The following is a 26,358-nucleotide window of genomic DNA, read 5'->3' as shown; positions in this document are numbered from 1 at the left end:
TTGATGATAGCCTATAAGTTTAAAATACACATAATTGAGCGAGGTGGTAGAAATATTCAATAAATTCTTTACGTAACCCGCTAAAGTTTATGTATTTTAATTATTTTTAGGACTTGATTTAAATACAGCTATTATGCTCATAACAGCCAATATTTTGCATTTAAAAATTTAAACGAAATATATGTCTCTAATGTATAATTTGATGCCTGAAAGTTACAGACGTATTATTCATGTCATATCAGTAATACTTTTGTACTCTGTTCTTTACACTCTTTTCTTCTTTCCTGTTATCTTCTCCGATAAATTATTAGCGCCTGGAGATGGAATTATTCAAAGCATACCAGCTTTTTATTCTTATCGAACTCTATGGACAGATTTACTTCTTTCAGGATTTCCGGTAGCAGCAGATCCGCAAACTCAAACTTGGTATCCTATTTCAGTAATATTTTCTCTTATTCCTAATTCTTGGAATGCCTGGGTCATCTCAGCTTATATACTAGCCAGTTGTTTCTCCTATGGTTACGTCTATACAATTACTAATTCCAAGTTAGCAGCGATCGTCGGGGGTATTATTTATGGCATGAGTGGTTTCATGATGGCTCATCTAGGGCACACAATGATGATTCATTCTGCTGCGTGGATGCCCATGATCATTTGGGCGTTGGAGAAGCTTCGTCATAGTTTCAGCATTAAATGGTTTGCATCTGCATGTTTTGCTATTGCCTGTTGCATTCTTGCAGGACATCCACAAATTGCTGTTTACAGTATAGGGATGAGTGGAATATACGTTTTTGCTCATGGATGGAAAACTCCAATTAGTGTATGGAGATATTATCAATTTTATATAGCTGCTATATTATTAGGAATAGCTTTATCTTGTATCCAAATTTTTCCTACTGTCGAATTGATTAACCTGGGACTGCGCTCGAAATTAAGTTTTAAAGATTTTAATTATTGCTCTCTGCCTTTAAGTGAAAGTATTAGAATGTTATTCCCCTGGATTTTTGGTAGTAACTCACCAGAACATACCATTCCATATTCAGGAGAATGTATATGGGGACTTACAGAAGTAACCGGTTACGTTGGGATACTGACTTTAATATTAGCAATTATTGGATTTTTAGCACATCGTCATAGTTTTACAGCTGTATTTTGGCTGTACGCAACGTTTTTTACATTTTTATTAACTCTTGGCGATGTCACACCTCTTGCTAATATAATGTATCACTTACCTGGTTATAACAAGTTTCGTGTACCAGCACGTCACTTAATTGAGATGACTCTGTCCTTAAGTGTGCTAGCAGGCTATGGTGTGTCTGCTATACAAAAACAAGTTTTTTCATATCGTTGGATACGTAAAGCTATTCTTATTAGCACTGGATTAATGCTTGCTAGTTTATTAAGTAGTTTAGTGTTATTTATTTATCTTCAAACCCAAATAGCTAACCAACAAAAAATAATAAATTTTCTCCCTTGGTCTAATCTGTCGTTAGGCATACCAATACTAATTTTTACAGTAGTAACATTTACCCTATTCTATTGGAGTCGATTGCCACAGTCTAGGACTAGACAATTATTGTTAGTGATCATTTTAGTTATAGATATAGGAAGTTTTGGCTGGTTTTATGAGTGGCAATACTCTTCGCCTAGTAAGGATTTGCTTACACCAACTGTTTTGTCCCAAAAGTATAAGAAACTTATAAGTACCAGCCACCAAAGAATTTTACCGATTCGGGGTGGACTTGCTTCTATGGACGAAATTCCAGTTAATATGTCCAGACTATGGGGTATACCTAGTGCTAGTGGGTATGGGCCATTGATTCTATCCAGAGTTAGTCAGTTATTACAAATGGGTGCAGCAGGAGATGTTAGTGGAACCTGGGCTTCGCCATCCGACAGAAGTCTAGATATTATGTCAATAAAATATGTTTTTACCCCTAAAGATTTATCACCCATATCCAATATTAAAGGAATTAATTGGTCTACTGAGAATCTGACTACATCGCTAGGTTCGGGTTGCAATACTCAGCAGTCTGATTCTGTTCAGTTTCCAATTTCATCTGCCAACTCTATTCCCAATGCGAATGCTATTGGTATTGTCAGTTCATTAGCGTGTTCTACAGGTATCGTTAATAATTCAAAAGTCCTCAATGTTCGAGTAACAGATAGCAATGGTAGAGTAGTTACTAAGAGTCTTTATGCTGGACAAGATACTTCTGAATGGGCTTATGACTGTAGTGATGTAGTTTCGTTGATGCAACATAAGCGAGCATCTATATTTGAAAGTTTTACCGTTGAAAAAGATGGTTTAAAAAAATGTGATGGACACAAATATATAAGTATTTTACCTATAGATGAAATGGATAACATCAAAAGTTTAGAAATTGATTGGGTGGGTACATCAGGAGCTATTAATATTCACAAAATTAGCCTTATAAATAGTAAAATACAAAAATCCTATCCTCTTACAGAAAATTTAAATTTTCTAAATGACCATAGACATTGGCATCATATTGAGAATGTTAACCAAACCAGCATATATAATAATCTTCTTGCTATGCCGCGTGTATGGCTAGTACCTGAAATAATTAGTTTTAAGGCTAATGAAGTGCTTAATATAGTAAAATCATCTAAGTTACCAGATGGACGTTCTTATGAGCCATCTAAAGTAGCATTTGTAGAGGAAAATATAAATTTAAAAACTCAAAATTTCGATTTAGGTGCTACTACTAAGTTTACTAAGTTAAATGATACACATAATCAAGTTCTAACAAATTCATCTTCTCCGGCTTTTTTAGTATTAAGTAATATTTATTATCCTGGATGGCAGGCCAAAATTGATGGTAAACCGACACATATCTTTCAAACTAACTATGTACTCCAAGGTGTTTTAATACCCCAGGGAAATCATTTAATCGAGTTTGAGTTTAACCCTATAAGCTTTCATATTGGTGCAGGAATTAGTGTCTCATCCCTGTTCTTGCTAGGTTATATTTTAACTAAGGATAGCAAGAATCAAAGTAGTAAAGAAAATTAAACAGGAAATACTTACATGAAAAACTATAGTTATTAGGATGAAATCCTTGTTTAAAATTTTAATAACTTATCGATCAAACTTTTGAGAGATTAATAAAGTGAGCTTTAGAATACAGATAAGCTACAGAATATATTCTAGTCATAAAGAATCTAGAGAATCTAATGTATAGCCAACCTACGTTGAATGTTGTAATTCCAGTATATCGAGAGGGGAATCATCTAAATGTAGTTATTCAAGAGGTGATTGCAGCATTAGAAAAAGTAACCAACAAAGAATCTTATCAGATTATATTAATAGATGATGGATCTCCAGACAATACATGGGATGTTATAAAGCAAATATCTCAAGATTACCCAATATTGAAGGCAGTGCGTTTAAGCAGAAACTTTGGTAAAGAATGTGCTTTATGTGCTGGCTTAGAAATGGCTAAAGGTGACGCAGTAATTATCATGGATGGAGATTTACAGCATCCTCCACACTTAATTCCAGAGATGGTGAGTATTTGGCAAAAATCTGATGCCGATATAGTAGAAGCTATCAAAATATCTCGTGGGAACGAGTCTTTTAGCAGCAAGATAGGTGCTGAGATTTTTTATGCAATATTGAATCAACTATCTGGCTATAATCTTAAGGGTGCATCAGACTACAAGCTTCTTGATCGTAAGGTGGTAAATGCTTGGCTAAGAATGGGAGAGCGTAATCTTTTCTTTCGTGGTATGACGGCTTGGCTAGGATTCCAACGCATAAAAATTCCTTTTGAGGTTGCATCTCGCATTAGTGGCAGATCAAGATGGTCTACTCTTAATTTAATGAAACTTGCTATTACTGGAGTTACATCATTTTCATCATTACCACTACATTTGATTACTTTTTCTGGTTGCTTATTTTTGACTTTTGCCATCATACTAGGATTGCAAACTCTGTTTTTTAAGTTGACAGGACGATCAGTTGACGGATTTACTACCGTAATTCTTCTTCTTCTCATTATTGGAAGTTTAATCATGATTAGCTTGGGTATCATTGGATTATATCTCGCCAGAATATATGAAGAAGTTAAATGTCGCCCTCGATATATTATTTCAGAAATAATTGATGAAATGTAAATGAAAACAAGCAGTAAATTTATTAAATATGCAATAGTTGGAGCGTTAGGAACTTTCACTCATATAGGTTTGCTAACATTGCTAGTAGAGATTTTGACTTTACCTCCTGTAATTAGTTCATCTGCCGCTTTCATAGTTGTAGTTATAATTTCTTATTGGCTGAATTATAGATGGACTTTCCGATCAAAAAGCAAGCATAGGAGAGCTTTGCTTCGTTATTCAATAGTCTCTTTATTTGGCTTCAGTTTAAATTTAGGAATTATGTATCTGATAGTTAATGTTTTACATTTGTGGTATTTAATTGGGCAAATAATAGCAATTATTTTTATACCTATAAGTAATTTTTTTCTTAATTCAAGGTGGGCATTTAAAGCATGAAAATCAGTGATTACTTTATCACTTTTATTTGGGTATATGGCAATTCCCAGCCACATGAAATACACCCCACCCGCGCTGTCGCGCACCCTCCCCTTAGTAAGAAGAGGGTTGGGGAGGGGTAATTTTGTACCTTACCAGAATTGGAAACGCTATATTTAGTATTGATACTTTGTCCAATATTTTTGAAAAATTACTTGGTTTGGGGTAATTCATGTAGCCGAAGGCTTCTCGAAGGATATTTCCCCTACAAATAATTTTCGTACCTTATAATTAACAGCTAATCTTGATAATTTATTTTGTTATAGCATATGACCAAAAAAGCTCTAATTACAGGTTTAACAGGACAAGATGGCTCTTATTTAGCTGAACTCCTTTTAACGAAAGGCTACCAAGTGTTTGGCTTAGTTCGCCGTTCTAGCACCAGCAACCTAGAGCGCATTCATCATCTCTCAGGTAGCGTCCAAATTTTATCTGGCGATCTTTTAGATCAATCTTCTTTAATGGATGTGATTAGCGAGTGTCAACCCGACGAAATTTATAATCTCGCTTCCCAAAGCTACGTTCCTCTCTCTTGGACACAACCAGCCCTCACAGCTGAATATACAGCCCTTGGTGTTTCTCGCCTTTTAGAATCTATCCGGCGCTGCAAGGCGGATGCTCGATTCTACCAAGCATCTAGTAGTGAAGTTTTTGGTCAACCCGACGAATCACCTCAAACCGAACGTACTGCTTTTCGTCCCCGAAACCCTTACGGTGTCGCCAAAGCCTACGCCCACTGGATGACAATTAACTATCGCCAACAATACAATTTATATGGTTGTTGCGGCATTACCTACACCCACGAATCACCGCGACGTGGTGCAGAATTTGTGTTTCGCAAAATTACGCAGACAGCAGCCCAAATTAAACTCGGTTTAGCAAGTGAATTAAAATTAGGCAATCTTGATGCTCGTCGTGATTGGTGCTACGCGCAAGATGCTGTTTACGCTATGTGGTTGATGTTGCAACAAGACGAACCCGATGATTACATTATTGCTAGTGGTGAAACCTACTCGGTAAAACAATTGGTTGAGTGCGCTTTTAACTGCGTTGGTTTAAATTGGCAAGATTATGTATCTGTTGACCCCACTTTTTATCGTCCTGATGAACCAGTACAGTTAGTTGGCTCTGTTGATAAAATCAAGACTAAATTAGGTTGGCAACCTCAACATACTTTTGAGAAAATGGTTGAGTTAATGGTTGATTATGACCTAAAAAAATTAAGCAACGGCGGAGTCTGATTTGAATGTTAAAAGTTGTCATTGATGCCACCCCTATAGATCCAAAACCAAGTGGGGTTGGCTTTTATGTTTTTAATTTAATATGTGCATTAAATTCACTACAAACAGCAGAAAAATTTCAGTTAGGAATAGTATATCAACCAGGGTTAAAAAATTGGCTGAAGCGTGACTTTAGTTTTCCTGATTATTTGAAACCATATAGTGAAAACTATTTCCTGCCTTTACCGGTGAGAATATCAGATTTACTACTAAATTTACAATTTAAACCTGGATTATCTTACTTTGAACAATATTTGGGTGAACCAGATATATTACATGGGACAAATTACTCAGTTTATCCTTGTAATCAGAGTTTAAAAGTGATGAATATATATGATCTGACTTTTGTGAGGTATCCTAATTATATAAACTCAGTTGTCAAAACATATACGACAAAAATCAAGAGATGCTTACAATGGACAGACCTAGTTTTAACTATTTCCGAAAGCTCAAAAAGAGACATTGTTGAATATCTACAAGTAGAGCCAGAAAAAGTTTATGTGACACCTTTAGCTAGTCGTTACAATGATGATTATTTATTTAACACAGATAATGATTTCTTAGAAAAGCAAGCAAACTATGATTTTTCTAAACCATATTTACTCTTTGTCAGTACTATAGAACCGAGGAAAAATATTCATGGGATAATCACCGCTTTTAATTGGTTGAAGGAAAAATATAAAATTGAACATCAATTAGTGTTAGTTGGTAAAAAAGGATGGAATTATGAACCAATATTTAAAGCTATAGAAAATTCTCCTTGGAAAAATGAAATTCACCATCTTGACTACTTATCTGATGAATTAGTAGCACTGTTTTATACAAAAGCTGACGTTTTTGTTTATCCTTCTCATTATGAAGGATTTGGTCTGCCTGTATTGGAAGCTATGACTTTAGGTGTACCAGTTGTTACGTCTAACGCCTCATCTATACCAGAAGTAACAGGAGATGCTGCTATCCTAATTGAGCCAAATGATTATACTCAGTTAGCAGAAGCAATATTGCAGGTAATTAGTGATTCTCAATTACGACAGGATTTAATTACCAAAGGTAGAGAAAGAGCCAAATTATTTTCTTGGGAAAGAACAGCAAAGCAAACATTAAATGCCTATAGAAGCTTAATTTAATGACAATGGTAGATTATGTCTCATCGAATAAATTAATAATCAATTTATCTATACTGTTATCTCAACCAACTGGAATCAGTAACTATGCTAAAAATATTTTTCCTTATTTAAAATTACTTAAGCCCACTTTATTAACATCTCAAAATTATTCTGAGTTTAAATGCTATCTTGTACCAGATAATTTGACTCCTAAGCATGGTACAAGAGGACACTTCCATCGGTTGATGTGGACACAATTTCGATTGCCTAGAATTTATCAACAGTTTCAATCCCAATTACTGTTTTCACCTTTACCAGAAGCACCTCTTTACAACAACTGTCGCTTTGTGGTTATGTGTCATGACTTGATACCGTTGCGCTTTCCGAGACGGTTTTCACCGTTGACACAATATCATCGCTATTACGTTCCGCAAGTATTGACGCAGGCGCAACATATTGTTTGTAACTCTGAAGCTACAGCTAAGGATATTGTTGACTTTTACCGAATTCCCGCGAGTAAAATCACTGCCATTCCTTTAGCACACGATCGCCTACATTTTCGCCATCTTAATATACCAACTCGCAACTACTTTCTCTACATCGGCAGGCAAGATGCTTACAAAAATCTACAACGATTAATCAACGCCTTTGCCGCATTATCCAAGAGTAGCGACTATGAACTATGGTTAGTCGGCCCTACTGATGGACGTTACACACCACTTTTACAGACGCAAGTTGCCGAACTGGGGATAACCCACCGTGTTAAGTTTTTGGATTATGTCCCCTACGCTCAACTACCCATTATTATTAACCAAGCGATCGCTCTTGTGTTCCCTAGTCTTTGGGAAGGTTTTGGTTTTCCGGTTCTAGAAGCAATGGCTTGTGGTACTCCGGTGATTACCTCTAACTTGTCATCCTTACCGGAAGTTGCTGGTGATGCAGCGATTTTGGTTAATCCCTACAACACAGATGAAATTACCCAAGCCATGCGGATGATTGCTGATGATGTAGAATTGCGATCGCATTTATCTATTCAAGGTATGGCTAGGGCCAATCAATTTAGTTGGGAAAAAACTGGCAAAGCGACTGTAGATGTCCTATCTCGTTATTTATAAATTTTTGTCACTAGTTTAGTTTTGCAATTGTTAGCAGTGCGTTGCGCTGTGCGACAACACACCCTACACTCTATTGTTCTACTGATAACCCGCAGCTTGTAACCAAAAAAGTCTGGCATAATTGCCATCAGCTGCCAGTAATTCTGTATGAGTTCCCTGTTCTACCATTTCCCCATTTTCAATCACCATAATTTTATCAGCCATTCTGACAGTGGAAAAACGGTGGGAAATCAAAAACACCATTTGATTTTGTGTTAAGGCGCGAAAATGATTGAAAATCTCAAACTCAGCTTGAGCATCTATAGCTGATGTGGGTTCATCTAAGACTAAGATATCTGCTTGCGATCGCATAAAAGCCCGCGCTAAAGCAATTTTTTGCCATTGTCCCCCCGATAATTCCTGTCCGCCCTTAAACCAACGTCCTAACTGGGTTTGAAAATTTTGGGGTAATCGCTCAATAAACTGTTGGGCCATGCCTTTTTGGGCTGCTACTTGCCAACGACTGCTATCTTTGAGATTGTTGACATCGCCCACACCAATATTCTCGCCCACAGTGAACTGATAGCGGACAAAGTTTTGAAAAATCACCCCAATGCGACGACGTAAAGCATCGACATTCCATTCTTGTAAGTCCACACCATCTAGTAAAATCCTCCCAGATGTGGGTGTGTAGAGTCGGGTGAGCAGTTTAATTAAGGTAGTTTTTCCTGAACCATTTTCACCCACGATCGCTAATTTTTCTCCTGGTTGTAAATGCAGAGAAATATTTTTTAGTGCAGGTTGAGAACTACCGGGATAAGTAAAAGATACATTCTCAAACCGGATACCATCTTGGGGATTGATCCCTTGAGTGATATTTCCCCAAGGTTGATTGACTGGCTCTTCTAAAAAATCGTATAGGTTGGAAAGATATAAATTGTCTTCATACATCCCCCCAATAGAAGTGAGAGCATTAGCGAAGGTAGACTGTCCTTGACGAAACACAGTCAGATACATCGTCATGTCTCCCAAGGAAATTTGCCCCACCACTGTTTCTACCACAATCCAAGCATAGGCGATGTAAAAAGCCGCAGTACTCACCAAACTCAACAAATATCCCCACATTCCCCGGCGGATAGTTAAATTTCGGTCTTCGCCATAGAGTTGAGTAAACACACTATGGTAGCGTCCTAATAGCATCTCTCCTAATTGATAGAGTTTAATTTCCGTGGCAAAGTCTTCTCTGGCTAAGAGATTTTCGATGTAGTGCTGGTGACGGGTTTCTGGCGCACGCCAACTAAATACACGAAAAGCTTCCCCAGCAAATCTGGTTTCAGCGATGAATGCGGGTAGGGCTGCTAAAATCAACACTACTACTGCCCAGATGGACAACTTGATCAGTAAAACGCCGTAAGTAATGAGAGCCAAGGCATTTTGTCCTAAACCAAAAGTGCGGTTGACTAGAGATAGGGGACGAATAGAGGCTTCCTTTCTGGCGTTGGTTAATTTGTCATAAAATTCTGAGTTTTCAAAATGAGTCAGATCAAGTGTTAAGGCTTTCTCTAAAATCAGCACATTGACTCGTTGAGCGAGTAGCACCCGCAACAAAGACTGACAAACAATTAGCCCCTTTTGACTAGCTGCTAGTAAAGCTACAGCGATCGCCTCTAAAAGCACATAAAATAATGGTTGAGAAATATTGACAAAACTCTGATTATCTGGTTTGAGTTGGGATGAGAAAACTACCCCATCCACAATCAACTTACCTATGTAGGCGATCGCCCCAGGTAACAACCCAGCCACTAAAGTTAAAGTAGCCAAAATTATCGTCATCCTGCGGCTCGTAGTCCACACCAAGTTTATGGCTCTACCGCTATAACGGAAAACTGCGAGTGATTGGCGCAGGGTGTTTCGTCGCTTTTTTATCTTCATTATTCTGGTTATAGCGTAGAAACACCCACATTTGCTGAGGTAGGTAGTTAGGGGTATTGCCTATTGCCTATTCCCTCCCATCCTCTCCTATTGCCCATCCCCTCCTATTGCCTATTCCCTCCTATCCCCTATTGCCTATTGCCTATTGCCTATTGCCTATTCCCTCCTATCCCCTATCCCCTTCAGAAGTTTCTTGGAAAAACTTCTTGTGGATACTTTTAGTTTGTCCTTCACTGGCGACAGAAATCAGATACTCAATCACCTTTTCGGAGAAAGGTATCCGCAAGTGGAAAGTACCGTCTGATTTCAAGGTAATGGGTTTACCAGCAATCATCACTTTTGCACCTGGCTCAGTTGCACCGTGGATCATTAACTCAGTGTCAGCAACAAACCAAAAATCGCCGTGAGGACTGTTAAAGACACGGGCGCTAGCAGAACGAGCGATAGTTACCCAGCGATCGCCTGTTGTCTGATAACCGATTTCTGTCATATAATCGCGTTCACTTTGAGGAATTGATACATAGCGATCGCTAGTGATTTCTTCAAATTCGTATTGCTGTACTAACTGGGGATGTTGATAACTCAGGTCAACATTGGTGACATCATACAACCGCAGTGCTAGTTGAGCGATTCCCTTATCTTTGAGTATTTGCTTGTGAGTATCAGCAATTTCCCAATTGACATAAGCCCATTTAGGTGTACGGGGAGTAAAGACAACAATACTAGCCGCATCTGTTGTGGGTAATTCTGCTGATAGCGATTCCGTATAGGGACGATTAAAGACACGCACCGTCAGAGAACGTGCGATGGTTTCCCAGGTTTCGTTGTTGCTGAGATAGCCAACCTCCATCATGTAGTCATGTTCGCTAGCAGGGATGGGGATATAGCGATCCGTTGTAGCTGGCTCACATTCATACTGCTGTACCTGATGGGGAGTTTGATAACTCAAGTCAAGTTCCGTCACATCATAGAGGTGCAGAGCTAATTCGGGGCTACCTGCATCTTCTAGTTTTTGGCGATCGCTAGGAGAAATATACCAGGAAACGTATGCCCATTCAGGGCTACGTGGTCTGAGGACGATGCTGCTTTCTTCCTCTTCATCTGGTAAATCAGCTGTTTCTGCAACCACTGTTGGTAAATTTTCTTCAGGAGTGTCACTGACTACAGGTACAGGTAATGTTTCTGTTTCCTCAATGCTAGAAACAACATTCCAGGTAGCGACTCCTGCGCCTGCTAAAGCTGCACCACCTGCCAGAGTCCCTAAACTGGATGGGGTTAAGAATTCTGTTTCCTCCAAGGTTTCACTCTCACCCAGTTCGGCAGCATCAGCGACCAAATTTAAAGCATCTTCAGGAATTTCTGCAAATGTCGAGTTTGTTGGAGGTTCTTCTGCACTCTCAGGCCAGCTAATTGTTTCTGCGGTTGGGGATATTGTCTCCTCTTGGGTAACTTCGCCTTCATCCGCAAAGATTTGGTAGATATCCGGCATATCGGGGAATGAATCTAAATCCTCCGAGACTTCCTCATCAACTACTGGAGTTAATTCTGTCGTCGGTTCCTCTGGGTTGCTGTTTGCCAACTCTTCGGTTGTAGACCAAATATCTGTTACTGCTGTAGTGGTATCTGGTAAATCCTCTGGGAATGGAGGTTGTAAGACTGTCAATTGTTCTCTATTCGATGTCGTCAGTTCAGGAATATCGGGTAACTCTGGAATATCCTCAGTCGGTACTTCTAAATGAGTGGGAGGTACTGATACGTCTCTGAGTTGGGGATATGAGGTGTTAACAACAGCAGCAGGTGCTTCCATATCCCAAGGCGATTGCTCTAGTTCTGGGGGAATGGCTACTGGATAATTTCCCAAATTATTGGTTGTTGCTGGTACTTGATGGTCTATCTCTTTGTCAGCGATCGCCAAATGATCACCATCAGCGACAGTAGAGTTAGGAGTAGTGTGATTATGGATCTCTACTAATGGCAACTCAGCTACAGGTGGTAGAGTCAACTGATCACCATCATCTTGGGGAGTGGGTTCTGGCTGATCATTAGTCACCTTACTAGCTGATGGCCGCCTCAGCCACCAAACCAGTGAGCCTGCGATCGCTGCTAGAGGTAACAATAACCACCATAGTAAGTTGCGCCCCATAGGGGTTTCTGGAGAGGTCGCAACCGCAGGCTGATTGACATTGGCGTTTGCCGTTTCCGCATTGGGGAAACCATTGTCCGCAGGTGTAGTGAAAGGCACAGTTGTTGGGGTACTACCGACTATAGGAGTAGTGGTAGCAGCAGGTGTAGTTCCCGGGGTACTGGTGAGGTTATTAGCTGTGAGAAATATTTGCTCTTCACCTTTAGCGATCGCTACTGCTTCCGCCACTCTCGCTGTTTCTATAGCTTTTTGTCCTGGTGATGCTAGGGCATAACCTACAAAGGCAGCCACCCCAGGACTAGGATTTTTGTTGACAACGTAAACTAATGGTTGTGAAAACGGATACTTAGGATCTGTTGGTGAAGTATCGTGTAATTGCAGAACTCGCACACCCGGCAGCTTGGAGATTTGATTAGCTCTGGCGTAGCTAATGCCATCTTTACCTAGCTGTTTGACAATTTCTGCGGTGTTGTCTTCTGTCACCTGGGTAGCAGTGGAACCTGTAGCAAATTTAGCAGCCTTGAATACAGGATAGTTATTCAAAGCTTTGCGTGTGTCACTCTCACTAGGGCGATCGATGACACGAATCTTGGTGTTGCTTCCCCCTAGTTGAGACCAATTGGTAATTCTCCCTCGGAAAATTCTGGCAAATTGTCGATCAGTCAAACTGCCTTTAAAAGAATTTTCCTCACCGACAATGATGGCAATCTTTTCTCTGTGCAGTCTGACTTGCTCTAAACCTTGGGCTTTTTCTTCTGGAGTTAAACCACGCCCAATTGCTGCTACGTCAATTTTTCCTGCTAACAAAGCTTTCAGTGCTGCCTCTGTACCACTATTCGCCACCTCCACCTTTGTCCCAGCAAACTGCTCCTCAAAACCCTGTTTCAAGCTTTGATTAACGGCCGCCAAGGTAGTCGAACCATCTACTCGCACCGTAGTGCCATTTTCTACAGTTTTCGGTAGGGGAAAAGCAGGTATATCAGCTTCCGATTGTGCCAGTATAGGCGCTGACACTAACAGGTTTGTAGCGATCGGGGTGGTAGCCAAGGCCAGAAACAATGCCAAATTAACTATGCCACTATCTTTTTTGTCTTTTTGCCACATATGCTCCTTACCAGGTACAGGGAACAGAAAATCAGCCAGTCTTAAATTTATCTTGTTATATCAGGAAGAGACGCGCTAATTATACATCCACTGTCAATATTTGTTTTCTGTTTGTTAATTTACTTGCTTTGACTACTCCCCCGAATTAAATTCGGGGGATTCTAAAAGGATGCTACGCGACGGGTTGAAACCACATCGCTCTGCTTCTTTTTAGCTGTCACCCAGATATAGATCCGAGTGGGGTGAGTCAAAGCACCCCTAGACACTCCACTTAAATCAAGTCCAAGTGTTGTGCTTACTTTACGGATGATTCAGTTGCCAGGGTTATTTAGTTTGTTAAGGTATTATTTTTATCAACTGAAGCACAGAACAGGAGGCAGGAGAAATACTACTGCCCTCTCTGCCCTCTGCCCGATGAGAGCAACCAAAGGGGTTTATTGATGCTTCTACTCAGATCATCACCCACCCTTCAGGTCAGCAGGAAAGAGAGGACAAGTAACACTACCCCCAATCCCCAATCCCCAATCCCCAATCCCCAATCCCCTGTCACCTATCACCTATCACCTATCCCCTATCACCTGTCACCTGTCACCTATCCCCCCTCTAATGCGCTTGTAAAATCTCCTCATCTACAGAAAAATCTATTTCTGCTTTGTCTCGCCCAGTTGCTAAATAATCGTTGGTAAAAGCATCCTTCAGCCCAGAAATTAAATCATATTCAGGTTGCCAATTTAAATCTGTTTGGGCTTTGTTGATGGCAGCGAAAAAGTGCTGTACTCTCATGGGAAAAGCTTTGCGTTTGCCAAAATCAAAATTTTTTGGGTCGTAATGCCAGATTTTGATATCATCTGGTGATTTACCGGCAGCTTGGATGCAAGCACGAGCTAAACCATCAAACGTTACAAAGCGATCGCCCGAAACATTATACACTTGCCCAATTGCCTGCTGATTACCCACAACCTGCGACATAGCCTGAGCCAAGTCTTTGACATGACCTAGTTGTGTAATGTGTAAACCATTACCAGGAATCAGAATTGGGCGATCGCGGACAATGCGGTCAAAAAACCAGCTTTCTAAATCGTTATAGTTGAGCGGCCCGTAAATATAAGTCGGACGAATCGAAGTAAAAGGTAATCCCTGTTGCTGTAAATAAGCTTCAGTTTCGTGCTTACCCTTATGGCGACTCTTGGGGTCTACCGAATCTCCTTCCATGTGGGGTAGTTGATCAGATTTGAGATACACCCCCGCAGAACTCATGTAGACAAAATGCTGCACTCGGTCTTGAAAAATCTCTGCCAACGGTTGAGTATCAGTTAATTCCCGCCCATTGTTGTCAAAAATGACATCAAAATTTTCTCGTGATAATTTTTCTTTCAGCTGTGTGGCATCAGTGCGATCGCCTATAATTTGTCCTACTCCTTGTAATTTCGGTAGAGGGCGATTACCACGATTGAACAGTACTACCTCATGTCCCTGTTTCACCAGAATTTGCGTCAGATAGACACCAATGAACCTAGTACCACCCATAATTAAAATTCGCATAAATTATCAATTCCTATGTATATTTTCAGAGGCTAGAGGCTAGAGGCTAGTAATTAGGGTTAGTGTCAGACTCATACCTAGTACCCATTACCCAATCCCTAGTCCCTCATTTGAGGTTATCAGCTTGCCGTACCCCTCTGGAACCACTTCTGAGAGAATCGCGTCTTAACGATAAATCTGGGGCGCTTCCCATCGCTTGCTCGCCAAGGGAAACCTTGCAGTTAACCTCACACATTGCTTGAGTTCTTTTCTACACCTTAAAAGTTAGCTGTGCCCTTGAAATATGCTGTTGTTCATGAGTGGCTGACACCAAAAGCCACAGGTGGTTCAGAATTAGTCGTGCGAGAAATTCTCAATCACATTGATGCTGATTTATATGCCTTGATTGACTTTGAATCTAGCAATACTGATAGTTATTTATACCAACGTCAGATTGGCAAGACTTTTCTTCAGCATTTCCCCTTTGCCCGCAATGGTATCCAAAAATACCTACCTTTTTTACCTTTGGCAGTAGAACAACTAGATTTGCGTCAATACGATGTAATTCTGTCTTCTTCTCATGCTGTAGCTAAAGGAGTGTTGACAACTGCCGACCAATTACATATTTGTTATTGCCATAGTCCCATGCGATACGCTTGGGACTTAACATTTGATTACTTACGCCATAGCCAAATGGGGAATGGTCTGCCGGGATGGGTAACTCGTTACTTGTTACATCGTTTACGTCAGTGGGATGTACTGAGTGCCAATCGAGTTGATTACTTTATTGCCAATTCTCAGTACACGGCTCGGCGCATCTGGCGTTGCTATCGACGAGAAGCAAAAGTTATATATCCACCAGTCAATGTAGAGGCATTTCCTTTTTTACCGCAGAAAGAGGATTTCTATCTGACTGTTTCCCGGTTAGTGAGTTATAAACAAGTATCTCTAATTGTTAAAGCGTTTAATCAATTGCAGCGCCCATTGGTGATTATTGGTACAGGTGGAGAAATGAGCAAGATTCGTGAGCTAGCGAAGCCCAATATTCAAATATTGGGTTGGCAATCTGAGGATGTAGTCAAAAAGTACATGGCTAGAGCCAAAGCATTTGTGTATGCAGCTTGCGAAGATTTTGGTATTGCTTTAGTAGAAGCACAGGCTTGTGGAACTCCGGTAATTGCTTATGGTATGGGGGGGGCAACAGAAACCGTTAGGGATGTACGATCTTATAAAGATACAGGAACAGGGATATTCTTTACAATGCAGACAGAAGCAGCTTTGGTAGAGGCAGTGGAAAAATTTGAAATGTATCAAGATACGCTCAATCCTGAGTATATGCGATCGCACGCCGCCGAGTTTTCGCCGCAAATTTTTGCCCAGCGCTATCTAAATTTTTTAGAACAGTGCCATCAGCAAAAGCCTTATTTAGCAGGATAGCCAAAATTTTTTGTAATTGTTTTGTATGCTTTTGGCAATTTAACCCCAGAAGCACCTCCTTTTGGCTTTAAGATTGGGACTATGTGTGGTGTGGATTATTAAGGAGTATGATGACTGCCCAGAGCTCACTCCTCTCCGGCAAGCGACGTTTACGGCAAGAAGCTAGCCCGTCTATGCGTTCTACTGTTAAGCGTGGTCAAAAAACAAAGACACCTAAAATCAAACCCAAAGGTTTGTCTTTGCAGGATTTAAACGGAGAGTTTGCTAAAAGACTTTTCGATATTGTGTTTTCGTTATTGGTGTTGATCCTGTTCTCACCCGTCTATCTAATTTTGGCTTTGCTGATTGCTCTCAGTTCAGAAGGGCCGATTTTTTACGTACAGGAAAGAATAGGCAAAAATTACAAGCCCTTTAATTGTATTAAATTCCGCACAATGGTGACCAATGCAGATGAAATCCTCATGCAAATGATGGAAACATCCCCACAGTTGCGGCAAGAATTTGAAAATAGCTTTAAGCTCAAAAAAGACCCTCGAATCACTAGTATTGGTCGATTTTTACGAATCACTAGTTTAGATGAGTTTCCCCAGTTCTGGAACGTTTTAAAAGGGGATATGAGTGTTGTTGGGCCACGCCCCTTAGTAGCAGAAGAATTACCAAAATACGGCGATCACATCGAGCAAGTTTTAACAATCCGACCAGGAATTACCGGATTATGGCAAGTCTCTGGACGTAATGACATTCCCTATCCACGTCGAGTCCAAATAGATTTGTATTATGTCAAATCCAGGAACCTGTGGTTGGATCTATGGATTATATTTAAAACCATCGATGTCGTCATTATGCCAAAAAATAACGGAGCATACTGATGCAATCATAAAACTTTTCTTTTCAGGGGCAGTTAATGCCCCTCAATATCAATTTAAAATTCAAAAACCAAATTTCACTTGATACATTTCTCGCTTTTTGTTAACTTTGACTGAATAAAATCTCTCTTATGTAAAGTTTTGGCAAAGAAAAATCTCGCGCAATTGTCTCAAATATTCAGTAAAATTTCTGATACAGCTTTATTTATGCTGCTTCAGTCGTAAATTTTCCTAAAATCTTCAACTTTATTAAGTATATTTATTTACGATAAAATCCCTGTGTCCTGTAAAACTCGTAAGTTCACCATTAGGCAATTTAGTGATTACCTGCTAGGTTGTATCAATTGACCTACCAAAAATTCAATACACACAAAAAGGAATAATAGAGCATGGCGCAAAACAAGCGAGCGTTGATTACCGGTATCACTGGTCAAGATGGTTCATACCTGAGTGAATTTTTGTTAGAGCAAGGCTATGAAGTTCATGGTATTATTCGCCGGACTTCTACCTTCAATACTGACCGCATCGATCACATTTATGAAGACCCCCATAAAGAGGGAGTGCGGTTATTTCTTCACTACGGTGATTTAACCGACGGTACAACGCTGCGAAGGATTTTAGAAGAAGTCCAACCTACAGAAATTTATAATTTGGGCGCTCAATCCCACGTCAGAGTTAGTTTTGATTCACCAGAATATACAGTAGATGCCGTGGGTATGGGAACCCTGCGCCTACTAGAAGCCATTCGAGATTACGAAAGACGCACAGGTATTCAAGTGCGCTTTTATCAAGCAGGCTCCTCAGAAATGTATGGTCTAGTTCAAGCCGTACCCCAAAGTGAAACAACACCGTTTTATCCCCGCAGTCCCTACGCTTGCGCCAAAGTCTACGCTCACTGGCAAACTGTCAATTACCGCGAATCTTATAATCTATTCGCTTGCAACGGTATCCTTTTTAACCATGAATCACCCCGTCGTGGTGAAACCTTTGTGACTCGCAAAATTACCAGAGCTGTGGCTCGAATTGTCGCCGGGAAGCAGAAAAACATCTACATGGGTAATCTTGATGCCAAGCGAGATTGGGGTTACGCTAAAGATTATGTCCGGGCAATGTGGTTAATGTTGCAACAAGAACAATCAGATGATTACGTAATTGCCACAGGGGAAACTCACTCGGTAAAAGAATTTCTAGAACTAGCCTTTAGTCATGTCAATCTCAACTGGGAAGATCATGTGGAGTTTGACGAACGTTATCTGCGTCCAGCCGAAGTGGATTTATTAATCGGTGACTCTACCAAAGCACAGCAAAAGTTGGGCTGGAAACCTTCCGTTACTTTTCCAGAACTAGTCGCGTTGATGGTAGAGGCAGATTTACAAGCTTTGGGTCTGACTTCACCCAATGGTAATGGTTCACACCTGTCACAGCGCGATATAGCCACTATTCGTCAAGAATTGGGCGCTCTCCACTTCTGATTAACCTTCCAAGGATAAAAATATGACCGCCTTAGAACTAAAAAATAAGCGAATTCTCGTCACCGGTGGGGCAGGGTTTTTAGGTCGTCAGGTGATTAATCAGCTATGTCAGGCTGGGGCTGATGTAGCGAAAATTAGTGTACCGCGATCGCGTGACTTGGATTTGCGTGTCATGGAAAATTGCCAGCGAGCAGTTGATCAGCAAGACATTATCATTCACTTAGCGGCTCATGTTGGTGGTATTGGACTCAACCGCGAAAAACCCGCAGAGTTGTTCTACGATAATTTGATCATGGGTACGCAACTCATCCATGCAGCTTATCAGGCCAATGTAGAAAAATTCGTGTGTGTGGGAACAATCTGCGCCTATCCTAAATTCACCCCAGTACCTTTTAAAGAGGATGATTTGTGGAACGGTTATCCAGAAGAAACTAACGCTCCCTACGGAATTGCTAAAAAAGCTCTATTAGTCCAACTGCAATCTTATCGGCAGCAGTATGGTTTTAATGGCATCTACTTACTACCAGTAAATTTATATGGGCCTGAAGATAACTTCGACCCAGGAAGTTCTCATGTCATTCCCGCGTTAATTCGCAAAGTCCATGAAGCTCAAATCAGGGGAGATAAACAACTCCCTGTTTGGGGTGATGGTAGTCCTACCCGTGAGTTTTTGTACTCTGATGATGCCGCATTGGGTATCGTCATGGGGACGCAATTCTACAATGAATCTGAACCAGTTAACTTGGGAACTGGTTATGAGATTTCTATCCTTGATTTGGTCACTCTGATTTGCGAATTGATGGAGTTTACCGGAGAAATTGTTTGGGAAACTGACAAACCTAACGGTCAACCCCGGCGTTGTTTGGATACTGAACGAGCCAAGCAAGCTTTTAACTTCACTGCTCAGGTAGACTTTAAGCAGGGGTTGAAAAATACGATTGATTGGTATCGGCAAAACGCTGTTTAGGGGACAGGGGACAGGGAAGTGTAACCTTTATCCTATAACCTGTTCCTCATAACCTAAGATTTCGATGGATAATGTTGACCATCAAAAAAGTAAAACTGAATTACGCCGGACTTTAATTAAAACTCGGCAGTCAATGTCTGTTGGAGAGTGGAAGGAAAAAAGCGATCGCATTTGCACTCAGCTACAATCTTCTACTCTCTTTATCCAAGCAAACACAATACTTGCTTATTTCAGTTTTCGTCAAGAACCTGATCTCAGTCCTTTATTTACCAACACGAAACATTTTTGGGGGTTTCCTCGCTGCGTTGGTCAATCCCTCTGTTGGCATATTTGGACACAGACAGATTCTTTAAATATTAATAATTACGGTATTTCAGAACCATCTTCTCAAGCCCCGATCATCAATCCTGACGACGTTGATTTAATCCTTGTCCCCAGTGTTGCTTGTGACTATCGTGGATATCGCTTGGGCTATGGTGGAGGATATTACGATCGCTTGCTCAATTCTCCAGAGTGGTCACAAAAATTCACTATAGGTATTGTCTTTGATTTTGCTTATTTACCCCAATTACCTGTTGCTAGTTGGGATTTGCCATTACAAGCTGTTTGTACAGAAACTGAGTTCAAGACCAGCCACTCTGATGCTACCTGAAAGTAGTTAAACTTAGGCTGTAGTCAAAATTAAGTGGGTCAATGATGACTGGGAAAACTGCAAACTGGCGTTGGCGAATGGTGGTAATGTATGGGTTATTGGCAGCGATCGCTCTAGTAACTCTCTTTCCTCTACTGTGGCTGATTAGTACAGCTTTAAAGTCACCCAGCGAAAATATTTTACAGTCGCCACCGCAGTTATTACCTAGTCAACCTACAATAGACAACTTTGTCACTGTCTGGAATTCTTTACCTTTTAGTCAGTATTTATACAACAGCACCTTGGTAGCGGTGTTAACTGTGGGCTTGAATCTTTTATTTTGTGCTTTAGCTGCGTACCCTTTAGCAAGATTATCATTTCCGGGAAGGGACTGGATTTTTGTGGCGATCGTATCTACGATTATGATTCCCTTTCAAATTGTCATGATCCCCCTATACATTCTGACTGTGCAGTTGGGGTTACGCAATACTTATCTGGGCATGATTTTTCCTAGCTTGGCTTCTGCTTTTGGGATTTTTCTCTTAAGACAAGCTTTCATGGGTGTTCCCAAGGAAATAGAGGAAGCCGCAAGGATGGATGGTAGTTCAGAATTAGGCTTGTGGTGGCATATTATGATCCCAGCAGTTCGTCCTGCACTGGTAACTCTGGCTATTTTCGTATTTATTGGCTCTTGGAGTGATTTTCTCTGGCCTTTAATTGTGATTCAAGATGAAAACTTGTACACCCTACCTCTAGGTGTAGCCAAACTGGCAGGGACATTCTCTCTTGACTGGCGTTTAGTTGCGGCTGGTTCAGTTATAGCGATCGCACCTGTATTAATATTATTTTTAATCCTACAGCGTTACATTGTCGCTACAGATACTGGTAGTGGTATCAAAGGTTAATTTAACAAGCCCCACTTTTTTTCAAGACTACCCATATAGTTTTGTATACAAGATGGAGATCGTAAGCGATCGACCATTTACGCTGATAATCTAGATCCATTTGCACAATAGTTTCAAAGTCTTTAATACTAGAACGTCCTCTTGTTTGCCATTCTCCAGTCATCCCCGGCTTCACTCTTAATCTTTCCCAGTGACGCGGTTCATAGTGCATCACTTCATCAGGTGTGGGTGGACGAGTTCCTACCAAACTCATATCCCCAATTAAAACATTCCAAAATTGGGGAAATTCGTCTAAGCTGGTACGACGTAAGAATTTCCCGACAGAAGTGATGCGTGGATCATTCACCGATTTGAAAATGTGACCCTGGGCTTGATTTTTCACCAAATGCTTGAGTTTATCGGCATTAACCACCATAGACCGAAATTTCCAAATGCGAAAATTCCGTCCATTTAAACCGCAACGAATTTGCGAATAAAATATTGGGCCGGGGTCAATGATCAAAGTAATAATTGCTATGGGGATGGCAATTACAGTTGTGATGAACAACCCAACAATTGCTCCTAAAATATCAATAAATCTTTTTGTTATACTGATAGTGGAAGGATGTAAAGACTGTTGTGAAAACTTATTTAAATGTGGATGATGTACAACAGATAGTTGATTCACAGAGGTTTTTCCTAGCTTAGAAGTCAAATTGGGTATTAACATAACTACAAATTAGTTTTTATATTTTTGTAAAAGCAATTATTTTATACCAACTGCAAATATACACAAAAACTTCATTCATCAAAAAATTAAATCCTCAAGGTTTACACAATCTTTCAATTTGCCTTGAACATTTTAAATTTTGATGATTTTTTGATTAAGAATAGTAATTTAACTTCTTGAGAACTCAATACAGTTAAGTGAATGCTAATAGCAGGTTGTGTAGAACTAAGGCGTAAAGGGTAACTCTATCGCTTTAGTGAGCAGGGGAGGCAGGGGTGTAAACAGTGAACAGTGAACGTTTATTAACTGGTAACTGATAACTGTTAACTGGTAACTGATTTGGCAGGGGAGGAAAAATCCCATAATCATATTTGCTATCACCCATTGAATATTTTATTTTCTGGAAGTCTCTAAATAAGAGTCCAACACCCTGCTCTATTCTCTATTCCCTATTCCCTGTCACCTGTCACCTGTCACCTGTTCCCGTTAAAAGAGTTTAATCTTGCCAATCACCCAATTGAGTCACCAAAAAATAGCGTACATGATCGACGAAGGAAACACCCCAGTGTCTTGTTCCATGTCCCATCCCAGGAACAACATAACATTCTCCATCAGGAAATTTTTGAGCGCAAGTCCGGGCATCTTGAATATTGACAATGGAATCGTTAGCACCAAGTAAAAAGCGAACTTTACGAGGTAGCCTGACTTGTTGAATGTAATTCATCGGGTTACAGTTCCAAGCATATTCATCCTGATATTTCAGCTTTTTAGTTAACTGTAACAACTTGATTACAGACCGCATATCTGGACGTAATCTTTTTAACACTATTTCGGCTAATATACCAACAGGTGAAGCGGCGATGTCTGGCAAAACTGGATAACCCCAACTTTTAGCAAAAGATGGCAAATCAGCATGACCAATGGTTCCTAGCAATCTTTCTCCTAAACCATTGGCGGTAAAAGCGTAGGCGGATAGCAGCACACCCATACTGACACCAAATAGTGCTATTCGTGGATCAGTGAGTCCGTAGCGATCGCCACAAAATTCGCGTATCATGGCAATGTCACTGGCTGTTCTCTGAAATATAGACAAAAACAGGGCTGTATCGAAGGGAATACCCCGTTCAATTAATGGTTTGATCTCGTTCTGGACTAAAGCTGTGGAGGTACGAACTAAGCTACGTTCACCCGCCAATGGTGGGTCAAATAAAGCTACGGCTATCCCCATTTGTGTCAGTGTCGGGACAATAAAGGCGTTCCAACCATAAGGCGCACACATACCCTGCAAACCGATGACTAGGGGTGTGTGCTGTCTTGGCCTGTGATTTGGCAAAAAAACGGCGACAGGAAAGCCACTGAGACGTTCATCAATATCAGCCACGCCAGTATAAGCATACGGCTCGTGGAACCAATAGCGATCGCCATTCACCCCATGAAAATTAATTGCATCCGCACCGTAGATTGGCATATTTGAGTAGATAACACCAGTAATCTCGATTGACTCGGATTAATTTACTTTGTTTCCATCCAATTATCCCCTGCACGAGCTTCTACTAACAAAGGCACAGTTAATTTCACTGCATTTTCCATCACCGATTTAATTTGTAATTGTAATTCTGCCCATTCAGAAGGAGGAACTTCTAACACTAATTCATCATGAACTTGTAATAACAATCGCGCTTGATATTGTTTTAGAACTTCGTGCAATCTGACCATAGCAATTTTGATAATATCAGCACTAGAACCTTGAATGGGAGCATTGGCTGCGGAACGCAGTAATCCAGCATCATAAGCACCAAGATTTTTTAATTTACTCAAATCAATATCTTCTGGATTGCTGCCTTTTAACCTGCGTAAACTATTACTAGTAAAATCAAAATATCGCCGCCGACCAAGAATAGTTTCCACATAACCTTGAGCGATCGCTTGTTTTTTCACTCCCTCTAAATAAGCAAACACTTTAGCATAGCGTTCGTTAAATCGCTTGATAAATTCGTTAGCTACATTTTTATCTATACCTGTGGAGCGAGAAAATTTCAAAGAACCCATTCCATAAATTACACCAAAATTAATTGTCTTAGCTATTCTGCGTTCATCTGCTGTAATATCTTCTTTTTCAAAGACTAATTTGGCTGTGACTGTGTGAATATCTTCATTCTGCTGATATGCTCGCACTAATAATGGTTCTTGACTCAAATGAGCCAATATTCTTAACTCAATTTGCGAGTAATCAGCAGCCACCATTAACCAACCCGATTCTGGTAAAAATGCTTTGCGGATTTGCCGACTAAAGGCTGTACGAATGGGGATATTTTGTAAGTTGGGATTAGAAGAAGATAACCTACCAGTTGATGTGGCAGTTTGATTAAAATCAGTATGTACCCGTTGCGTATCTGGACGGACTAACGCTGGCAAAGCATCCACATAAGTAGACTTTAATTTAGCCAAAGTCCGATATTCAATAATGGCATTGACAAAACCAGTTTCATCAATTTCTTGCAGCCTTTCTAATGTTGCTGCATCGGTAGAATAGCCAGTCTGAATTTTTCGGGAATATTTGGTGCTTAATCCCAATTTTTCAAACAATATATAACTCAGTTGTTTGGGAGAACCTAAATTAAATTTTTCTCCAGCTAATTCTGTTGCTTGCTCCTGCAATTTAGCTAAATCTATTTCTAATTGCTGAGAAAGTTCTTTTAGATAGTCTGAATCAATGCGAACACCAGTGTATTCCATTGTTGCTAACACGGCTTCTAACGGCTGTTCTATATCTGTTAGTAGCTGGGATAAAGCCGGATTTTTTGCTAGTTCCTCACGCAATTTTGGCACAAGTTGATATGTGGCATGAACTTGCAAACAACAGTAATCTGCAACCACAGCGATATCGATATCAGCAATAGTTTTTCCTTTGGGAACTAAGTCTACATAGTTTTGAATGATTAAACCCAAGTAACGCAGAGTCAAATCACTTAAATTATGGTTAGTATCTGGATTTAAAACATAGCTAGCCAACATCGGATCAAAGACAATACCTGCTAAGTTAATTCCTTGAGTGCGGAAAACTAAACGATCAAATTTGCCATTTTGGAAAGTTTTGGGATAATCAACACTTTCTAAAATTGGTCGCAATGCTGTCAGGGCAATTTCTAGAGCTAAATTTTCCCCAGTTCGATGATTTAAGGGAATATAAGCTAACTCATCTGCTTGTGTTCCCCAGCAACAGCCGATACCTACCAAAGCCGCATCTCGTGGTTCTAAGTCGCTGGTTTCTGTATCCCAAGCCACGGGATTTGCTGGGTTGGTAAATTTTTGTAGGATGTTAACTAATGCGGTGAGTTGAGCTTCTGTATTAATTATGCGTGGTTGAATTGATGAAATAGGTTTCTTTGGTCTTTGTTGTGCTAGTTCTGTTTCCGCAGCAGTGTAGAAAGAAATATCTGCATCATCAAAGTCAGTTTCTATATCTAATTTTTCTGGTTGTGGTATTTCTGCAACTTGACCACCAAACTGTTGTTGCAGTTCATTGATTTTCTTTAGAAAAGAGCTAAACTCTAATTTTTCTAAAATAGGTGCAAGTATAGTATTATCAAATCCTCTTAAATTACAATCTGCTAAATTAACTTCTAAAGGCACATCTGTAACTATTTTTGCTAAATATTGTGATTTCTCAGCGTTTTCTTTACCTTCTACTAATTTTTTTTGTGTTGCACCTTTAATTTCACTTAATGATTTATAAATATTTTCTAGAGAACTATAGGTATTGAGTAACTGGACTGCTGTTTTCTCGCCAATACCTCTCACTCCAGGAATGTTATCTGATTTATCTCCACACAGGGCTTTAAAATCTACAATTTGTGTAGGTAAAACACCCATTTTCTGTTTGACTTGTTCGGTACTAAATTCAGTAATCGTATTTGTAGAGCGCTTAAGAGCATCGGGGCTAAAATTAAGGACTGTAATTTCCTTTTCAGGATCGACTAATTGAAATAAATCGCGATCGCCTGTTAAAATTTTCACCTTATATCCAGCCGCAGTTGCTGTTTGAGCCAAAGTTCCCAGCACATCGTCTGCTTCATAGCCAGGTGCAGTATAAATTTGCAGGTTCAAGCCTTGGAGTAATTCGTGCAGATTTTTTAAGTCAGGAACAAAATCTTCTGGGGTTTCTGGACGATCTGCTTTATACGTATCGTCGGCTTCGTGGCGAAAGGTTGGTAAGCCTAAGTCAAAAGCTACAGCTATTGCTTGCGGCTGCTGTGTAGCCATGACTTCTAGCAAAGATTTCAGAAAACCAAAGCAAATACTCGTGGGAATACCGGTTTGAGTACGTAAGCCGCCATCCCGCCCTTTAGCAAAGGCGAAGTATGAACGGTAAGCCAGAGAATGTCCATCGACTAAGATGAACGTTGGACGTGTATCACTCACAGAAGCAGAAGTTTGAGACATAGCCTTATTGTAGCTGTAGGCTGGGCTGACCTCAGCAGACCCAACACTGAGATCCAAATTGAGCTTTCAAAGTCTACATTGAGTGCTGATGCGCTCAACTCCAGCTAAATCTACACCTTCCTCAACAAAAATTCATATACATATTGGAAAAGGTAGATTTTGCCAACGCATTTCCTCGCTAAAGCTTTACA

18 protein-coding genes are annotated in these 26,358 nt (G+C 40.2%); 12 read left to right on the top strand and 6 right to left on the bottom strand.

All coding sequences use genetic code 11. The annotated features are described in order from the left end of the window. The first annotated feature begins 181 nt into the window (after window positions 1-181). The 6 genes from FD725_RS21295 (at window position 182) to FD725_RS21270 (ending at window position 8,058) form a co-directional block, all read left to right on the top strand. The gene (locus FD725_RS21295; RefSeq protein ID WP_256871686.1) at window positions 182-3,037 is read left to right on the top strand and encodes a YfhO family protein; all 2,856 of its coding nucleotides are present in this window, start codon (window positions 182-184) and stop codon (window positions 3,035-3,037) included. A gap of 161 nt (window positions 3,038-3,198) precedes the next feature. Further along, entirely contained in the window at window positions 3,199-4,140 is a 942-nt protein-coding gene (locus FD725_RS21290; protein ID WP_179049990.1) for a glycosyltransferase family 2 protein, read from the top strand. Continuing rightward, the gene (locus FD725_RS21285; protein ID WP_179049989.1) at window positions 4,141-4,518 is read left to right on the top strand and encodes a GtrA family protein; all 378 of its coding nucleotides are present in this window, start codon (window positions 4,141-4,143) and stop codon (window positions 4,516-4,518) included. It abuts the gene before it with no gap. A gap of 308 nt (window positions 4,519-4,826) precedes the next feature. Beyond that, window positions 4,827-5,798 carry a GDP-mannose 4,6-dehydratase gene (locus tag FD725_RS21280; RefSeq protein WP_179049988.1) on the top strand — a complete coding sequence of 324 codons (972 nt, stop codon included), beginning with the start codon at window positions 4,827-4,829 and terminating at the stop codon, window positions 5,796-5,798. A 5-nt stretch (window positions 5,799-5,803) separates the two neighbouring features. Beyond that, window positions 5,804-6,964, top strand: a complete 1,161-nt coding sequence (locus FD725_RS21275; RefSeq protein WP_179049987.1) for a glycosyltransferase family 1 protein — start codon at window positions 5,804-5,806, stop codon at window positions 6,962-6,964. Window positions 6,965-6,969: 5 nt separating this feature from the next. After that, window positions 6,970-8,058 (top strand): glycosyltransferase family 1 protein, encoded by a 1,089-nt coding sequence (locus FD725_RS21270; protein ID WP_256871684.1) that lies wholly within the window; start codon window positions 6,970-6,972, stop codon window positions 8,056-8,058. 78 nt (window positions 8,059-8,136) lie between these two features. Here FD725_RS21270 and FD725_RS21265 read toward each other — a convergent pair whose 3' ends face one another. From FD725_RS21265 to FD725_RS21255, 3 genes are all read right to left on the bottom strand, one after another. Then, complete coding sequence (locus FD725_RS21265; protein WP_179049985.1) at window positions 8,137-9,969, bottom strand: ABC transporter ATP-binding protein; 1,833 nt, start codon at window positions 9,967-9,969, stop codon at window positions 8,137-8,139. 166 nt (window positions 9,970-10,135) lie between these two features. Next, on the bottom strand, window positions 10,136-13,216 hold the full coding sequence (locus tag FD725_RS21260; protein ID WP_179049984.1) for a DUF4912 domain-containing protein: 3,081 nt from the start codon (window positions 13,214-13,216) through the stop codon (window positions 10,136-10,138). Window positions 13,217-13,819: 603 nt separating this feature from the next. Beyond that, on the bottom strand, window positions 13,820-14,758 hold the full coding sequence (locus tag FD725_RS21255) for an NAD-dependent epimerase/dehydratase family protein (protein WP_179049983.1): 939 nt from the start codon (window positions 14,756-14,758) through the stop codon (window positions 13,820-13,822). A 270-nt stretch (window positions 14,759-15,028) separates the two neighbouring features. Between FD725_RS21255 and FD725_RS21250 the strand changes: the two genes are divergently transcribed. The 6 genes from FD725_RS21250 to FD725_RS21225 all read left to right on the top strand — a co-directional run bounded on the left by FD725_RS21250 (window position 15,029) and on the right by FD725_RS21225 (window position 21,015). After that, on the top strand, window positions 15,029-16,174 hold the full coding sequence (locus FD725_RS21250) for a glycosyltransferase (protein WP_179049982.1): 1,146 nt from the start codon (window positions 15,029-15,031) through the stop codon (window positions 16,172-16,174). A gap of 110 nt (window positions 16,175-16,284) precedes the next feature. After that, the gene (locus tag FD725_RS21245) at window positions 16,285-17,043 is read left to right on the top strand and encodes an exopolysaccharide biosynthesis polyprenyl glycosylphosphotransferase (protein ID WP_179051631.1); all 759 of its coding nucleotides are present in this window, start codon (window positions 16,285-16,287) and stop codon (window positions 17,041-17,043) included. Window positions 17,044-17,429: 386 nt separating this feature from the next. Continuing rightward, window positions 17,430-18,512 (top strand): GDP-mannose 4,6-dehydratase, encoded by a 1,083-nt coding sequence (gene gmd / locus FD725_RS21240; RefSeq protein WP_179049981.1) that lies wholly within the window; start codon window positions 17,430-17,432, stop codon window positions 18,510-18,512. A 22-nt stretch (window positions 18,513-18,534) separates the two neighbouring features. Further along, window positions 18,535-19,479 (top strand): GDP-L-fucose synthase, encoded by a 945-nt coding sequence (locus FD725_RS21235; RefSeq protein ID WP_179049980.1) that lies wholly within the window; start codon window positions 18,535-18,537, stop codon window positions 19,477-19,479. Window positions 19,480-19,543: 64 nt separating this feature from the next. Continuing rightward, window positions 19,544-20,131 carry a 5-formyltetrahydrofolate cyclo-ligase gene (locus FD725_RS21230; protein WP_179049979.1) on the top strand — a complete coding sequence of 196 codons (588 nt, stop codon included), beginning with the start codon at window positions 19,544-19,546 and terminating at the stop codon, window positions 20,129-20,131. Window positions 20,132-20,175: 44 nt separating this feature from the next. After that, the gene (locus tag FD725_RS21225; RefSeq protein ID WP_179051630.1) at window positions 20,176-21,015 is read left to right on the top strand and encodes a carbohydrate ABC transporter permease; all 840 of its coding nucleotides are present in this window, start codon (window positions 20,176-20,178) and stop codon (window positions 21,013-21,015) included. Window position 21,016: 1 nt separating this feature from the next. Here the strand turns inward: FD725_RS21225 and FD725_RS21220 are convergent, their stop codons facing one another. From FD725_RS21220 to polA, 3 genes are all read right to left on the bottom strand, one after another. Beyond that, window positions 21,017-21,682: a sugar transferase gene (locus tag FD725_RS21220; RefSeq protein ID WP_372726688.1), complete on the bottom strand. Its 666-nt coding sequence runs from the start codon at window positions 21,680-21,682 to the stop codon at window positions 21,017-21,019. Between the two features lie 538 nt (window positions 21,683-22,220). Continuing rightward, entirely contained in the window at window positions 22,221-23,192 is a 972-nt protein-coding gene (locus tag FD725_RS21215; RefSeq protein ID WP_179049977.1) for an alpha/beta hydrolase, read from the bottom strand. A 44-nt stretch (window positions 23,193-23,236) separates the two neighbouring features. Continuing rightward, a complete protein-coding gene (gene polA, locus FD725_RS21210; protein ID WP_179049976.1) occupies window positions 23,237-26,167 on the bottom strand; it encodes a DNA polymerase I in 2,931 nt (976 codons plus the stop codon). Window positions 26,168-26,358 lie beyond the last annotated feature (191 nt).

Source organism: Nostoc sp. TCL26-01, assembly GCF_013393945.1.
Taxonomy (GTDB): domain Bacteria; phylum Cyanobacteriota; class Cyanobacteriia; order Cyanobacteriales; family Nostocaceae; genus Trichormus.
Note: the sequence above shows the minus strand (reverse complement) of the source record. Positions and strands in the feature narration are given on the sequence as shown.

Excerpts from the sequence above, each read along its gene's own strand:
- FD725_RS21255 (WP_179049983.1), bottom strand. The coding sequence starts at position 14,758 with ATGCGAATTTTAATTATGGGTGGTACTAGGTTCATTGGTGTCTATCTG.
- FD725_RS21215 (WP_179049977.1), bottom strand. The coding sequence starts at position 23,192 with ATGCCAATCTACGGTGCGGATGCAATTAATTTTCATGGGGTGAATGGC.
- polA (WP_179049976.1), bottom strand. The coding sequence starts at position 26,167 with ATGTCTCAAACTTCTGCTTCTGTGAGTGATACACGTCCAACGTTCATC.
- FD725_RS21285 (WP_179049989.1), top strand. The coding sequence starts at position 4,141 with ATGAAAACAAGCAGTAAATTTATTAAATATGCAATAGTTGGAGCGTTA.
- FD725_RS21280 (WP_179049988.1), top strand. The coding sequence starts at position 4,827 with ATGACCAAAAAAGCTCTAATTACAGGTTTAACAGGACAAGATGGCTCT.
- FD725_RS21245 (WP_179051631.1), top strand. The coding sequence starts at position 16,285 with ATGACTGCCCAGAGCTCACTCCTCTCCGGCAAGCGACGTTTACGGCAA.
- gmd (WP_179049981.1), top strand. The coding sequence starts at position 17,430 with ATGGCGCAAAACAAGCGAGCGTTGATTACCGGTATCACTGGTCAAGAT.
- FD725_RS21290 (WP_179049990.1), top strand. The coding sequence starts at position 3,199 with ATGTATAGCCAACCTACGTTGAATGTTGTAATTCCAGTATATCGAGAG.
- FD725_RS21270 (WP_256871684.1), top strand. The coding sequence starts at position 6,970 with ATGGTAGATTATGTCTCATCGAATAAATTAATAATCAATTTATCTATA.
- FD725_RS21230 (WP_179049979.1), top strand. The coding sequence starts at position 19,544 with ATGGATAATGTTGACCATCAAAAAAGTAAAACTGAATTACGCCGGACT.
- FD725_RS21225 (WP_179051630.1), top strand. The coding sequence starts at position 20,176 with ATGACTGGGAAAACTGCAAACTGGCGTTGGCGAATGGTGGTAATGTAT.
- FD725_RS21265 (WP_179049985.1), bottom strand. The coding sequence starts at position 9,969 with ATGAAGATAAAAAAGCGACGAAACACCCTGCGCCAATCACTCGCAGTT.
- FD725_RS21235 (WP_179049980.1), top strand. The coding sequence starts at position 18,535 with ATGACCGCCTTAGAACTAAAAAATAAGCGAATTCTCGTCACCGGTGGG.
- FD725_RS21260 (WP_179049984.1), bottom strand. The coding sequence starts at position 13,216 with ATGTGGCAAAAAGACAAAAAAGATAGTGGCATAGTTAATTTGGCATTG.
- FD725_RS21275 (WP_179049987.1), top strand. The coding sequence starts at position 5,804 with ATGTTAAAAGTTGTCATTGATGCCACCCCTATAGATCCAAAACCAAGT.
- FD725_RS21295 (WP_256871686.1), top strand. The coding sequence starts at position 182 with ATGTCTCTAATGTATAATTTGATGCCTGAAAGTTACAGACGTATTATT.